The organism is Cupriavidus sp. TMH.W2, from assembly GCF_050847365.1.
Lineage (GTDB): Bacteria > Pseudomonadota > Gammaproteobacteria > Burkholderiales > Burkholderiaceae > Cupriavidus.
In genome coordinates this window covers 1417524-1431436 of the sequence record NZ_CP193792.1, presented here as the reverse complement: position 1 = coordinate 1431436, position 13913 = coordinate 1417524, and the positions used below count along the sequence as shown (strand labels likewise).

General features: G+C 68.7%; 10 protein-coding genes and 1 tRNA gene. 6 read left to right on the top strand and 5 right to left on the bottom strand.

Translation table 11 applies throughout. The features are described 5' to 3' along the window. Nucleotides 1–64: 64 nt before the first annotated feature. From clpX to mnmC, 4 genes are all read right to left on the bottom strand, one after another. A complete protein-coding gene (gene clpX / locus ACREYQ_RS06650; protein WP_432259963.1) occupies nt 65–1342 on the bottom strand; it encodes an ATP-dependent Clp protease ATP-binding subunit ClpX in 1278 nt (425 codons plus the stop codon). A gap of 242 nt (nt 1343–1584) precedes the next feature. Next, nucleotides 1585–2235: an ATP-dependent Clp endopeptidase proteolytic subunit ClpP gene (gene clpP / locus ACREYQ_RS06645; RefSeq protein WP_432259962.1), complete on the bottom strand. Its 651-nt coding sequence runs from the start codon at nt 2233–2235 to the stop codon at nt 1585–1587. 102 nt (nt 2236–2337) lie between these two features. Next, nucleotides 2338–3693 (bottom strand): trigger factor, encoded by a 1356-nt coding sequence (gene tig / locus ACREYQ_RS06640; protein ID WP_432259961.1) that lies wholly within the window; start codon nt 3691–3693, stop codon nt 2338–2340. A 228-nt stretch (nt 3694–3921) separates the two neighbouring features. Further along, nucleotides 3922–5895 carry a bifunctional tRNA (5-methylaminomethyl-2-thiouridine)(34)-methyltransferase MnmD/FAD-dependent 5-carboxymethylaminomethyl-2-thiouridine(34) oxidoreductase MnmC gene (gene mnmC, locus ACREYQ_RS06635; RefSeq protein ID WP_432259960.1) on the bottom strand — a complete coding sequence of 658 codons (1974 nt, stop codon included), beginning with the start codon at nt 5893–5895 and terminating at the stop codon, nt 3922–3924. 156 nt (nt 5896–6051) lie between these two features. Between mnmC and ACREYQ_RS06630 the strand changes: the two genes are divergently transcribed. Further along, nucleotides 6052–6909, top strand: coding sequence for a 23S rRNA (adenine(2030)-N(6))-methyltransferase RlmJ (locus ACREYQ_RS06630; protein WP_432259959.1), 858 nt, complete (start codon nt 6052–6054; stop codon nt 6907–6909). Here the strand turns inward: ACREYQ_RS06630 and ACREYQ_RS06625 are convergent. Further along, nucleotides 6884–7258, bottom strand: coding sequence for a VanZ family protein (locus ACREYQ_RS06625; protein WP_432259958.1), 375 nt, complete (start codon nt 7256–7258; stop codon nt 6884–6886). The two genes, ACREYQ_RS06630 and ACREYQ_RS06625, sit on opposite strands and share 26 nt — an antisense overlap. Nucleotides 7259–7531: 273 nt before the next feature. Between ACREYQ_RS06625 and ACREYQ_RS06620 the strand changes: the two genes are divergently transcribed. The 5 genes from ACREYQ_RS06620 to ACREYQ_RS06600 all read left to right on the top strand — a co-directional run bounded on the left by ACREYQ_RS06620 (nt 7532) and on the right by ACREYQ_RS06600 (nt 13857). Beyond that, a tRNA-Leu gene (locus ACREYQ_RS06620) sits at nt 7532–7618 on the top strand. A 426-nt stretch (nt 7619–8044) separates the two neighbouring features. Beyond that, nucleotides 8045–8392: a hypothetical protein gene (locus tag ACREYQ_RS06615; protein ID WP_432259957.1), complete on the top strand. Its 348-nt coding sequence runs from the start codon at nt 8045–8047 to the stop codon at nt 8390–8392. Between the two features lie 226 nt (nt 8393–8618). Further along, the gene (locus ACREYQ_RS06610) at nt 8619–11384 is read left to right on the top strand and encodes a LuxR C-terminal-related transcriptional regulator (RefSeq protein ID WP_432259956.1); all 2766 of its coding nucleotides are present in this window, start codon (nt 8619–8621) and stop codon (nt 11382–11384) included. A gap of 111 nt (nt 11385–11495) precedes the next feature. Continuing rightward, nucleotides 11496–12635, top strand: a complete 1140-nt coding sequence (locus ACREYQ_RS06605) for an acyl-CoA dehydrogenase family protein (RefSeq protein ID WP_432259955.1) — start codon at nt 11496–11498, stop codon at nt 12633–12635. 34 nt (nt 12636–12669) lie between these two features. Further along, on the top strand, nt 12670–13857 hold the full coding sequence (locus ACREYQ_RS06600; protein WP_432259954.1) for a lipid-transfer protein: 1188 nt from the start codon (nt 12670–12672) through the stop codon (nt 13855–13857). Nucleotides 13858–13913: the final 56 nt, after the last annotated feature.

Sequence of the window (13913 nt, the reverse complement as noted above, 5' to 3'; positions counted from 1 at the left end):
AACGGCCTTTCCGCCCTGCTGCCGGTGTGGTCCCGACCACTTACCACCTCTGGCAGCCCTCGCGTCAGTTGGACCCTGCCACCTTGGGCTGCTGCTCCTCGTACATCAGCAGCGGGGGTGCATCACCGTTGATCGTATTTTCATCGATCACCACCTTCTGCACGCCCTTGTAGTTGGGCAAGTCGTACATGACGTCCATCAGCGACTGTTCCAGGATCGAACGCAGTCCGCGCGCGCCGGTCTTGCGGCGGATCGCCTTGCGGGCGATGGCGCTCAGCGCACCCGGGCGGATTTCCAGCTCGACGCCTTCCATCGCCAGCAGCTTCTGGTATTGCTTGACCAGCGCATTCTTGGGCTCGACCAGGATCTGCATCAGCGCGGCCTCGTCCAGCTTGGCCAGCGTCGCGACTACCGGCAGGCGGCCGATCAGCTCGGGGATCAGGCCGAACTTGATCAGGTCTTCCGGCTCGGTCTGCGGCAGGATCTCGCTGGCATCGCGCTCTTCCTTGCTCTTGACCTGCGCGGCAAAGCCGATGCCGGTCTTGTCCGAGCGCTGCATGATGACCTTTTCCAGGCCATCGAAGGCGCCGCCGCAGATGAACAGGATGTTGGTCGTGTCCACCTGCAGGAAGTCCTGGTTCGGATGCTTGCGGCCACCCTGCGGCGGCACCGATGCCATGGTGCCTTCGATCAGCTTGAGCAGGGCCTGCTGCACGCCCTCGCCCGAGACGTCGCGCGTGATCGACGGGTTGTCGGACTTGCGCGAGATCTTGTCGATCTCATCGATGTAGACGATGCCGCGCTGCGCCTTCTCGACTTCGTAGTTGCAGTTCTGCAGCAGCTTCTGGATGATGTTCTCGACGTCTTCGCCCACGTAGCCGGCTTCGGTCAGCGTGGTCGCGTCGGCGATCACGAACGGCACGTTGAGCAGGCGCGCCAGCGTCTGCGCGAGCAGCGTCTTGCCCGAGCCGGTCGGCCCGATCAGCAGGATGTTGCTCTTGGACAGCTCGACATCGTCCTTCTTGCCGAGATGCTTGAGGCGCTTGTAGTGGTTGTAGACCGCCACGGCCAGGATCTTCTTGGCCTGTTCCTGGCCGATCACATACTGGTCCAGGCTTTCGCGGATCTCGTGGGGCGTGGGGAGGTCCGAGCGCGCAGCCGTGGCGGCGTCTTTCTCGGATGCCGTGGCCTCGTCGCGAATGATCTCATTGCACAGGTCGATGCATTCGTCGCAAATGAACACCGACGGGCCGGCAATCAGCTTCTTGACCTCATGCTGGCTCTTGCCGCAGAAGGAGCAGTACAGAAGCTTTTCGCTGGATGAACCTTTTTTGTCCGCCATAGGAATCAGTCACTTATGCAGTGCGCACACCGCGGGGCGACAGGCTCCTCGGCGATACGCTTCAAACGCATCATACGCCAAAACGATTGGCACCACCGGCGGTTCCCCCCGGCTGTGGGGCTAAAGCACAAAACGAGGCACGGGGCCTCGTTCCGGTGTAGCCTTCGCCATTTGGGCCTGGCCAGCCTGGCCGGTGGCCGCCGCCGGATTACGCAACCGCGACGCCACGGCGGCCCGCTGCATCAGCCGCGGCGGGCCAGGACCTTGTCGATCAGACCGTAGTCGACCGCCTGGTCGCCGCTCATGAAGTTGTCGCGATCGGTGTCGCGCGCAATCTTCTCGACCGGCTGGCCCGTCACTTCCGACAGGATGGTGTTGAGCCGCTCGCGCAGGTACAGGATCTCGCGAGCCTGGATCTCGATGTCCGAGGCCTGGCCGCGCGCGCCGCCCAGCGGCTGGTGGATCATGATGCGCGAGTTGGGCAGCGCCGAACGCTTGCCCTTGGCGCCGGCCGCCAGCAGGAAAGCGCCCATGCTTGCCGCCATGCCCATGCACAGCGTGGACACATCCGGCTTGATGAACTGCATGGTGTCGTAGATCGCCAGGCCGGCCGAGACGGAACCGCCCGGCGAGTTGATGTACAGCGACACGTCCTTGTCAGGGTTCTCGCTCTCGAGGAACAGCATCTGGGCCACCACCAGGTTGGCGGTCTGGTCGTTGACCTCGCCCACCATGAACACCACGCGCTCCTTCAGCAGGCGCGAGTAGATGTCATAGGCGCGCTCGCCCCGGCCGGACTGCTCGACGACCATCGGCACCAGCCCCAGGCCCTGGGTTTCCAGAGCCGAGGCCTGCGTGGTGGCGAGACGGTCAAGCAAATCATTGCGAGTCATGCATGTTCTCCATGGATTCGTCGGATTGCAAGGCAATCCGGGGTAACTCGGGAAGTTGCCCGGTCCCACGCCGTGACGCGGGGCTACGGGTCACTTCCGGCCTCAGGCTTGCTGCTGGTTGCCTTCGGCGGTGAGTTCCTCGAAGGACACCTTCTTGTCGGTGACCTTGGCCTTGTCGCACACGAAATTTACCACGTTGTTTTCGAGCACGTAGGCTTCCATCTCGGCCAGGCGCTGCTGGTCGCCGTAGTACCAGCGCATGACTTCCTTCGGGTCTTCGTAGCTCTTGGCGAAGTCCTCGATCTCGGCCTTGATCTGGTCGGCCTTGGCTTCCAGGCCGTTGGCCTTGACGATCTCGGCCAGGATCAGGCCCAGCTTGACGCGGCGCTCGGCCTGCTGCGCGAACATCTCGGCCGGGATCGGCATGTCCTTGGCGTTGGGCATGCCACGCTGTTCCAGGTCACGGCGGGCCATTTCCACCAGGCGTTCCTGGTCCTGCTCGATCAGGGCCTTGGGCACGTCCAGCTCGCTCGCCTTCAGCAGCGCTTCCATGACCTGGTCCTTCAGCATGGAGTGCGTGCGGCGCTTCACTTCGCGCTCGAGGTTTTCGCGGATGTCGGCGCGCATCTTGTCGACGCTGCCGTCGGCAATGCCCAGCGACTTGGCGAAGCCTTCATTGACTTCCGGCAGGTGGGCCCATTCGATCTTCTTCAGGGTCACCGTGAATTCGGCGGTCTTGCCGGCCACTTCCTTGCCGTGGTAGTCGGCCGGGAAGGCCAGCGGGAAGGTCTTGCTTTCGCCGACCTTCAGGCCCAGCGCGGCCTGCTCGAACTCGGGCAGCATGCGGCCTTCGCCCAGCACGAACGGGAAGTCCTCGGCCTTGCCGCCGGCGAACTCTTCACCTTCGATCTTGCCGACGAAGTCCAGCGTGACGCGGTCGCCGTTCTGGGCGGTGACGTCGGCACCGCCGTCGCCATGCTCGCCGGCTTCGCCGCGGGCGTGGTAGTGCACGCGCTGCTTGCGCAGGATGTCGATGGTCTTGTCGACTTCGGCGTCGGTGATCTCAGTGCCGGTGCGGGTGACTTCGGCAGCCGACAGGTCGCCGATGGTCACTTCCGGGTACACCTCGAAGGTGGCGTCGAAGGCCACTTCGTCTTCGCCCACGCCGTCGTTCTTGATCTCGAACTTGGGCTGGCCGGCAACCTTGACGTCCTGTTCCTTGGTGAGGTCAAAGAACTTGCGCGCGGCCTTGTCGAAGCGCACTTCGAACTCGACCTGCTGGCCGTACTGCTTCTCGACCATCTTCATCGGCACCTTGCCCGGACGGAAGCCCGACATCTTCACGGTCTTCGACAGGCGAACCAGGCGCTCCTGCTTTTCCTTTTCCACTTCGGCCTTGGGGATGGCCAGGGTCACCTTGCGGTCCAGCTTGCCGAGGTTCTCAATCACGTTCGACATGGTCGTAGATCCAATCCAGAAATGTAGTTGTGTTCGTAGGTGCTACCGCTTGCGCATGTACCGCCCGCTTTACCGCCACGGCGCCGTCACCAGGACGGCCGGGGCGGCGCACCGGCGAACGGAACGCTCCGCGCAAACGGAAAACGGGGATTATCGCACGGTTTTGATTCGCTTCCGGCAGTTTTTGCCCGGAACGCACGCGGAGCCGCCCTGCCGCACCATGCGCCGCTATCCGGCCTGCCCGTGGCGCAGCGCACGCAGCAGCAGGCGCGCCGGATCCACCGCATCGGCCAGATCCGACTCCAGCGGCAGCGGCTCGCCCTCGATCTGGCTGGCCAGCAGTTCCGCAGCCAGCGCAGCCCATGTGAGGCCGCGCGACCCATATGCAAGGGCCGCGTAGAGGCCAGGCAGGCGCGGCAGGTCGCGCAGGTGCGCACCGCGCAGCGATGCGGCCTGCGCCAGCGCAGTGGCCTCGTCGGGCACCTGTCCGATCAGCGGCAGCCGGTTGTGCGTGACGGTGCGCACGCCCACGTATCCTGACAAGGCCGCCGGGTCGATGCCGGCGACGGCATCGGCCTGGCGCGGCAGCAGCCCGGACAAGCGCGCCAGGTTGGCAGCGTGGACCGCCGGCTGCTCCACCAGCGGGCCCTCGTCGGCGTCGTAGCTGGAGCCGACCCGTCCGGTGCCGTCGGCGGCACGCGGCAGCAGGTAGCCGGCACCGGTCACCACGCAATCCGGCCAGCCACCGAGCGCATCGACCTGCGCGGACGCCAGCGTGGTCAGCTGCCCGCGCACGCGCCGCATGGTCCAGTGCTGCTGCGGCAGCAATTGCTGCGCTTCGTACGCGCCGGCCAGTACCAGCACCGGCGCCGATGCCAGCACGGCACCATCCTGCCCGACTGCCTGCCATTGCCCGTCAACGTATGCAATCCCGGCAACCCGGCAGCCGAAACGCGCGGTCACGGCATCGCCAGCCCGCGCGAGCTGCGCCACGCAGATATCCGGCGGCGCCACCCAGCCGCCTTGCGGGAACCACAGGCCGCCACGCGGCACGCCGGCGTCGTGGGCCGAAGCCGCCTCTTCGGCGCTCATCCAGCGCACGAATTCTTCCGGCAAGCCCATCGCCGCCAGGGCGGCGCGCTGGGCCTCGCCCTCGGCCTCGTCCTCGCCGATCTGCAGCACGCCGCAGCCATGCCAGCCGACGGGATGGCCGGCCTCGGCCAGCGCCGCCCAGGTGCGCAGCGCGTACTGGTTGCCGGCGCGCGACAGCCGCGACAGCAAGCTGTCGTCGGCCGACACATGCGCATGCATGGCCGCCGCGCGATGCGCCGAGGTCTGCCGCGCCGGCCCGTCGTGGGCATCGAACAGCGTCACGCGCCAGCCGCGCGCGGCCAGCCGCTCGGTCACGGCACAACCGGCCAGGCCGGCGCCGATCACCATGGCATGGCGCCCGGCCCATTGCGCCGGCAGCGGCGGCGCGTGGCGGCGCGCTTTCCATTGCGGGCGGAAGCGCGCGACGGTCATGTGCCACTTGCCGCCAAAGCCTGGGGCCCTGCTGGCCTCGAAACCGACTTCCTTGAGCCCGCGCCGCACAAAGCCCGCGGCCGCAAACGTGGCCAGCGTGGCGCCTGGCCGGGCCAGCCGCGCCAGTCCGCGGAACACCTGCGGCGACCACATCTGCGCGTTGCGCGCCGGCGCGAAACCGTCCAGGTAGAAGGCATCCACCCCGGCCGCCAGCCGCGGCAGCATCTGTTCGACATCGCCCAGGGCCAGCGTCAGCACCACACGGCCCTCGTCGAAAGCCAGCCGGTGCAGCCCTGGCAGCGCCAACGGCCATTGCGCCTGCAGCGCCTGCGCCAGCGGCTGCAGTCCGTCCAGCCCGGCGTGCAGTTGTGCCAGCCCCTCGCGGGTGAACGGGTGCTTTTCAATCGAGACGAAATGCAGCGTGCCGCAGCGCTGCGGATGGTCGCGCCACGCCTGCCAGGTCGCCAGGAAATTCAGCCCCAGGCCGAAGCCGGTCTCGGCAATGACGAACTGGCGCTGGCCGGCCCACGCCCGCGGCAGGCCGTTGCCGCCCAGGAAGACATGGGCGGCCTGCGCCAGCCCGCCTTCGGTGCTGTGGTAGACGTCGTCGTAGCGGGGCGAATACGGGGTGCCTTCGGCAGACAGGATGGGCTCGGCGGGCTCGAGTGCGCGCGGCATGGGACAGGAAACTCGGCGGAAGCAAAATGCCCGGGCGAACGCGCCGGGCGTGGTAGGGGCCGGGGTTGGCAACCCGCGGCGGATGGTAGCATAGCGGCCTTCCCGCAGACCTCACGCCTGCCCCTGATTTTGCGCCGACAAGGCGCCCTGCCCCACATGCTCAGCTACCGTCACGCCTTCCACGCCGGCAACCATGCCGATGTCCTCAAACACGCCGTCGTGGTGCAACTGCTCGAGCACCTGACGCAGAAGGACAAGGCGTTCTGGTACATCGACACCCATGCCGGCGCCGGCCTCTATGCGCTGGACCATGCCTACGCGCAGAAGAAGGCCGAGTTCGAGACCGGCATCGCGCCGCTGTGGCGCGCCGCCGCCGCCGGCACGCAGTTGCCGGCGATGCTGGACGAGTACCTGGACCAGGTGCGCGCGCTCAACCCGGACGGCAACCTGCGCCACTATCCCGGCTCGCCCTGGCTGGCCTGGCAGATGCTGCGCGAGCACGACCGGCTGCGGCTGTTCGAGCTGCACAGCACCGAGATCCAGGTGCTGCGCGACAACTTCCGCGGCGCCGGGCGCCGCGTGATGCTGTATGACGGCGACGGCTTCGGCGGCATCAAGGCCATCCTGCCCCCGGCGCCGCGCCGCGCGCTGGTGCTGGTCGATCCGTCCTACGAGGACAAGCAGGACTACGCCCGCACCGTGCAGACCGTCCGCGACGGGCTGGAGCGCTTTGCCACCGGCGTCTATGCGGTCTGGTACCCGCAGGTGCAGCGGCGCGAGTCGGTGCAGTTGCCGGTGCAGCTCAAGGGCCTGCCGCTCAAGAGCTGGCTGCATGTGACCCTGACCGTCAGGCACCCGGTCGAGGGTGGCCTGGGCCTGCACGGCAGCGGCATGTTCATCGTCAACCCGCCGTGGCGCCTGAAGGAATCGCTGGAAGAGGCGATGCCGCTGCTGGCCGACTTGCTCGGCCAGGACGACGGCGCGAAGTTCACGCTCGAAGCCGAGGAGCACTGAGGCGGCGCACCAGCCAGTCCAGCGCCATGCCCGCGGCCAGGCCGATGCAGTCGGCCAGCAGGTCGAGCCAGTCCGCATCACGGTAGCCGGTCTGCCCCTGCAGCAGCTCGATCAGGCCGCCGTACGCCAGCAGCCCCAGCCATACGGCCCAGCCATGCCCGGCGTAGGCGCGCCGCCCCAGCACGCCCAGCACCGCGAACGCCAGCATATGGTTGGCCTTGTCCCAGCCGGTGGTCGGCAGGGGCTGGCTCGGCGGCAGCAGCGACAGGACCAGCACCGCCGCCGCGCAGCCCCAGAAAAGCAGGCGCCAGCGCAACGGAGTCAGCGTCGGGAGGGAAATCATCGGCATGTGGGCGGGAGCGAGAAAGCCGACAATATATCCCGGCCGCCTGCCGCCGCCACCGGAGTGCCGGGCGGGGCTGGATTCCCCCCGCGCCTTGCGCTACAATCCGCAGCCTCGTTGCAGTGCAGGCGCAAGCCATGCCGATACCACGTTTCGGCAGCCGGTGCCGCCAGCAGCGGACAGCGTAAAGGCGGGCAGTTCCAGCCGCCTTTTTTGCTTTCCTGTCCTGCCCCTGCCAACGAGCATCGCGGCCGCCCGCCAGGGCAGCGCCGCAGGACCGCGAGGGTGGCGAAATTGGTAGACGCACCAGGTTTAGGTCCTGACGCCAGCAATGGTGTAGGGGTTCGAGTCCCCTCCCTCGCACCACCCGCCTTCCAAGTGGCGGGCTGACAACCTCCCCTTTTCAGACTCCCCTCCGGCCTGCCCCGCGAATAAGCGGCGCTTTACACACTTCTCCGGCAATGAAGCGGCGCTGTTCATCGGCGACATGGGCATGGAAGCACCCATCGTCAACGGTCAGAGCATGGCAGTCGGCGCGGTGCCTGTGTCGCCGCCAGCCAGCCGCTGGAGCATGGCCGAGGCGCAGAAAAACTGGCGCCGCTGGTGATGGAATGCGCGCGGGCGATCTCGCGCTCCATCGCGCATTGCGGGCCATCGCAAGGGTGGTAGAACACCTGAGTGGCAGCGCCTTTCGCCGGCCCTTGCCGCGATCTATTCTGAAGATGTCGGGCGGCGTTGCGCGCTGCGCAGGCTGTTCCCGGCGTCTTCACCTCAGCCCTGATCGGAGGGCATATGAAATTCCCCGCCTTGCTGTTGGCAGCGTCGATGGCCGCTGGCTGGTCATCGCTCGCCCAGGCTGCCGGATGCCAGTACGACATGCAGTGCAAAGGAGAGCGGATCTGCCAGCAAGGGCAGTGCGTTTTTCCTGAAGCGGAAGAATCCGCGGAAGCCGGCGGGCCGGCGCCGCTGCCGGCGGCCAGGCGCACGCCTGCGCCGCCGCCGGTCCGCGGGTGCTGCACGGTGGCAGGCAAGCTGAAGCTGTCGCCGTCCTCGGCGTCGGACACCAGCCTGAGCCACGGCGATGCGTGCCAGGGGCTGACCTCCTCCGGCAAGCCGGTTCCCGGCACGATCTGCAACTAGCTCTGGCGCGAGCGCGTGGCGCGCGTGCGCCAGCATGGCCTGCAGCAGTACGTTGGCACCTGCCTCGATATGCTCGGGCAGCGCGTCCACGCGGTCGGGCACTCCGCGCCCCACCCGCATCAGGTGGCCTGCCGCCCGAAGGCGCCGCCAGCCCGCCAACCGCTCCTACAATGCCGTCATCGCATTGATCCGCCGGCCCGCGCCGCACGGACAAGAGGAGCCCCGCATGTCCCCGGCCGGAGCCGCGCCAGCAGAATCCGCCAGCCAGTCCGCCGCACCGGCCTCTCCGGTCACGCCGACCAAGCTGGTGCCGCCGCGCGGCGCCCGCCCGCTGATGCCGCGCGACTCCCTGCTGGCACGCCTGGCCGAGGCGCGGCGCCAGCGCTGCATCGTCATCCAGGGGCCGGCCGGCTGCGCCAAGACCAGCACGCTGGCGGCGTGGCGCCAGGCCCTGCTGACGCTGGGCTTCGACGTCGCCTGGCTGTCGCTCGCACCGGAAGACAACAGTGTCGCGGCGTTCTTCAACGGACTGGTCGCCAGCCTGGCCACGGTTGACCCTGCCATCGTGCGCGACGCCTGGGTGCTGATGGGCCGCGACGGCCATCAGTCCGCGGTGGAGCACTGGGTCATCACGCTGGTGCGGGCCATCGGCGCACGCCGGCGCGAGCTGGTGCTGATGCTCGACGACGTCCATCACCTGGACGACCCGGGCGTGGTGCTGGCGCTGCGCTGGCTGCTCGACTACGCGCCGCCGCAGCTGCATGTGGTGCTGGCATCGCGCACCGCGCCGCCGGTATCGCTGGCGCGGCTGCGCACGCAGGGGCTGCTGTCGAGCTTCGGGCTGCCCGACCTGCGCTTCTCGGCACAGGAGTCCGCCCGCTTCCTGCAGGAGCAGCTGGGCCACGTCGACGCCCGCGATGCCGGCCGGCTGCATGAACTCACGGACGGCTGGGCCGCCGGGCTGCAGCTCTTTGCCATCGACCTGAAGGGCAAGCGCGGCGGGTCGTACAACCCGGTCCAGGTGCGCGACGCGCGGACCTTTGCCAGCTATTTCGAGCGCGAGGTACTGGTGCGGCTGACGCCGGACGACCTCGACCTGCTCACCCGCATGGCACTGTGCCACCGCTTTTGCGGCGCGCTGTGCGCCACCCTGCTGGGCCGCCCCGATGCCGCCGCCGAGATCACCACGCGGCTGGCGCGCCTGGCGCGCGACGACCTCTTTATCACCCAGATCGGCAACGAGAGCCGCGGCGAGGCCTGGTACCGCCTGCACCCGCTGTTGCGCGAGGTGCTGCTGGGTCGCCTGAGCGGGCTGCCGCCCGGCGCGCAGGCCGCGATGCACGCGGCGGCCTGGCAGTGGTTCAACGCCCATGGCGACGTGGACGAGGCCGTGCGGCACGCGGTGCTCGCCGGCGACGGCGCGGCCGCCGCCGACATGGTCCACGGCCGCGCGCACGGCCTGCTGGCGCGCGGCGAACTCAGCCAGCTGGCTGCGCTGGTGCGGCAACTGCCCGCCGGGCAGATCCGGGCCCGCTTCGGCCTGCTGCTGGTCCAGGCCCACCTGCAGATGTATGCCGGCGATGCCGACGGACTGCAGGACAGCCTGCAGCGGATGCAGGCCCAGGCCGCGCGGCTGGGGTCGCGCGAGCACTATGCACTGGCGATCTTGCGCGGCAGCATGGCGCTGCTGCGCGACGACTCCGACGCGGTCGCCAGCCTGCTGCCGACGCTGCAGCGCGTGCCCGCTGGCGCGGACGACTTCACCCTGACCGGGCGCGGCAACATCCTGTCGTGGATGCATATCTACCGCGGCGAATACGACCAGGCGCGGCGCGTGATCGAGGACGGCGCGCCCTGCGACGGCGCGCCGCGCGGCACGCTGCTGGGCCGCTGCATGGGCGGCATGACGCACGCGGTCGAGGGCCAGGCGCTGGTGGCCGAGCGCGTGCTGCATGACGTGCTGGCCGATGCCGGGCAGCGCGGCGCGGCCTGCGCCGGCGTGGCCTGCATGGCGGCCGCGCTGCTGGGCGAGACCCTGTACGAACTCAACGATGTCGAGGCTGCCGCCAGCCTGCTCGATGCCCGCATCGACGTGCTGGTGCGCATCTCGATCCCGGACACCGTGCTGCGCGCGCTGCTGGCGCTGTCCTGCGCTCGCTGGCATGCCGGCGACCACGCCGGCGCGCTGGCGTGCCTGGACCGGCTGGAGCGCTACGGGCAGCGCCAACGCGTCGACCGTCTGGTAGCTGGCGCCCTGTGGCTGCGCTCGCGCCGGTTGCTTGAGGACGGCCATGTCGACGCCGCCGACGACGCCCTGCTGCGGCTGGAAGCGCTGGCGGCGCGGCATGCCGGCGCGGTGCGCGGCACCGCCTGGGAAGTGCGGGTCCACGCCGACCTGGCCCGCATCGGCATGTGCCTGCACCACAACGATTTCGACGGCGCGCTGGCGCGCCTGGAGCCGCTGGCCGCGCTGTCCGAGGCAGGCGGGCGCTGGTCCCGCGTGGCCACCTTGCGCATGCTGATGGCGCTGGCCCACCAGGGCCGCCGCGACGCCGCCGCCGCGCGCCGGCAACTGGTCGACGCCCTGCGCATCGGCCACCGCCACGGGCTGGTGCGCAGCCTGCTCGATGCCTCGCCGCAGGTGCCGGTCATGCTGGCCGCGCTGGCCGGCGACGACAGCCTGGACCCGGTGCTGGCGTTCTACGCGCAGCGCCTGGCCGACGCCGCGGGGGCGGGTGCTTACGCCAGCCCCCCCGCCTCGCCGGGCCCCGCCGTGCAGCTCGCACGCCTGGCCACGCTCAGCGAGCGCGAGCAGGAAGTGCTGGGCCTGCTGGCGCAGGCCATGCCGAACAAGAAGATCGCCCGCATCCTCAACGTATCGCTCGACACGGTGAAGTGGCACCTGCGCAACGTTTACGCCAAGCTGGATGTCACCGGACGTGACGAAGCCGTGGCCCGGCTGCGCGACGCCGGCACCCTGCCCACCCCCTGACCCGCCCCACCTACACCACCGGTGTAGGGACTTCCCACCCGCCCCCGGCCACACTGGACCCAACGAGGCAGCGACACCGCTGCCGTCCACCAGCCAGACCGGGAGCCATCGATGGAAATCATCCGCAACGTCTATCGCGAAGACCACGAGATGTTCAGGGAAACCGCGCGCCGCTTCTTCGAGCGCGAATGCCTGCCGCGCCAGGCGGCATGGGACCAGGCCGGCTGCGTCGACCGCGAGACCTGGCTCAAGGCCGGCCGCGAGGGCCTGCTGTGCGTCACCGTGCCGGAGGAATACGGCGGCGGCGGCGGCGACTTCGGCCACTCCGCCGTGCTGGCCGAGGAATACCACCGCTCCGGCATCTCCGGCCCGAGCTTCTCGGTGCACTCGGACATCACCGCGCCCTACATCGTGCGCCTGGGCACCGAGGCGCAGAAGCGCAAGTGGCTGCCCGATATCTGCCGCGGCGAAAAGATCCTGGCCATCGCCATGACCGAGCCCGGCAGCGGCTCCGACCTGAAGTCGATCCGTACCAGCGCCGTGCGCGACGGCGACGAGTTCGTCATCAACGGCAGCAAGACCTTCATCTCCAACGGCCTGAACGCCGACATGATCGTGGTGGTCTGCAAGACCGATCCGGAAGCGGGCGCCAAGGGCGTGAGCCTGATCATGGTGGAGGCGGAACGGGAAGGTTTCCGCCGCGGGCGCAAGCTGGAGAAGGTGGGCCAGCACGCCGCCGACACCGCCGAGCTGTTCTTCGACAACGTGCGCGTGCCGGTCACCAACCTGATCGGCAACGAGAACGGCGGCTTTATCCACCTGATGGAAGAACTGCCGCAGGAACGCCTGATCATCGCCGTCTACTGCGCCGCCAAGCTGGAGCGCCAGCTGGAACTGACGCTGCAGTACGTGAAGGACCGCCGCGCCTTCAACCAGACCGTGTGGGACTTCCAGAACACCAGGTTCAAGCTGGCCGACGTCAAGGCCCAGGCCGTGGCCATGCGCACCATGGTCGACTACTACATCGGCAAGCACATGGAACGCAAGCTGACGCTGCAGGAAGCCGCGATCGCCAAGCTGTACGCCACCGAGACCATGTGGAAGTGCATCGACGACATGGTGCAGCTGCACGGCGGCTACGGCTACATGCTCGAGTACCCGATCGCGCGCGCCTTTGCCGACATGCGCGTGACCCGCATCTTCGGCGGCACCAGCGAAGTCCTGCGCGACCTGATCGCGCGCAAGCTCTGAGCCCCTCTTTCGAAACCTCCTTCAGGAACCCATCATGAGCGAGAAAGTCCTGGTTGCCGGCGTCGGCATGATCCCCTTCGCCAAGCCCGGCGCAAGCCTGAGCTACACCGAAATGGGCGCGGAAGCCACGCGCCGCGCGCTGGCGGATGCCGGCATCGGCTACGAGCAGGTGCAGCAGGCGTTTGCCGGCTATGTCTACGGCGACTCCACCTGCGGCCAGACCGCGCTGTATGAAGTCGGCATGACCGGCATCCCCATCATCAACGTCAACAACAACTGCTCGACCGGCTCGACCGCGCTCTACCTGGCGCGCAAGGCGATCGAGACCGGCGATGCCGACTGCGTGCTGGCAGTGGGCTTCGAGCAGATGCAGGCCGGCGCGCTCAAGTCGCACTGGGATGACCGCCCCGTCACCCGCGCCCGCTTCCAGCCAATCATGCATGGCCTGACCGCCGACATGGCGCACCTGCCGCAGGCACTGCGCACCTTTGGCGGGGCCGGCCGCGAGCATATGCAACGCTACGGCACCAGCATGGAAACCTTTGCCGCGGTGCGCGCCAAGGCCAGCCGCCATGCCGCCAACAACCCGCTGGCGCTGTTCCGCAAGGTCGTCACCACCGAAGACGTGATGAACGACGTCGAGCTGCTGCCCGGCGTGATGACGCGCCTGATGGCCTGCCCGCCCACCTGCGGCGGCGCCGCGGCGATCCTGGTGTCGGAGCGCTTTGCCCGCCAGCACGGCCTGCGCACCGGCGTGCAGATCGTGGCGCAAGCGCTCACCACCGATCCGCCCGCCTCGTTCGACCCGCCGTCGATGCTGAACTATGTCGGCACTCACATGACGCGCGCGGCGGCCAACAAGGTCTACGAGCAGGCCGGCATCGGCCCCGAAGACGTCGATGTGTGCGAGCTGCATGACTGCTTCGCGCACAACGAGGTGATCTCTTACGAAGCCCTGGGCTTCTGCCCCGAAGGCGGCGCCGAGAAGTTCGTGATGGACGGCGACAACACCTACGGCGGCAAAGTGGTGGTCAACCCGTCGGGCGGCCTGCTGTCCAAGGGGCACCCGCTGGGCGCCACGGGCCTGGCCCAGTGCTACGAGTTGACGCACCAGCTGCGCGGCACCGCCGAGCATCGGCAGGTGGCAGGCGCGAAGCTGGCGCTGCAGCACAACCTTGGCCTCGGCGGCGCCTGCGTGGTGACGCTGTACGGCCAGAACTGAACCACGGACCGAAGCAGAGCAAAGACGCGGCGCGCCGGCGGCATCGTGCTGCCGGC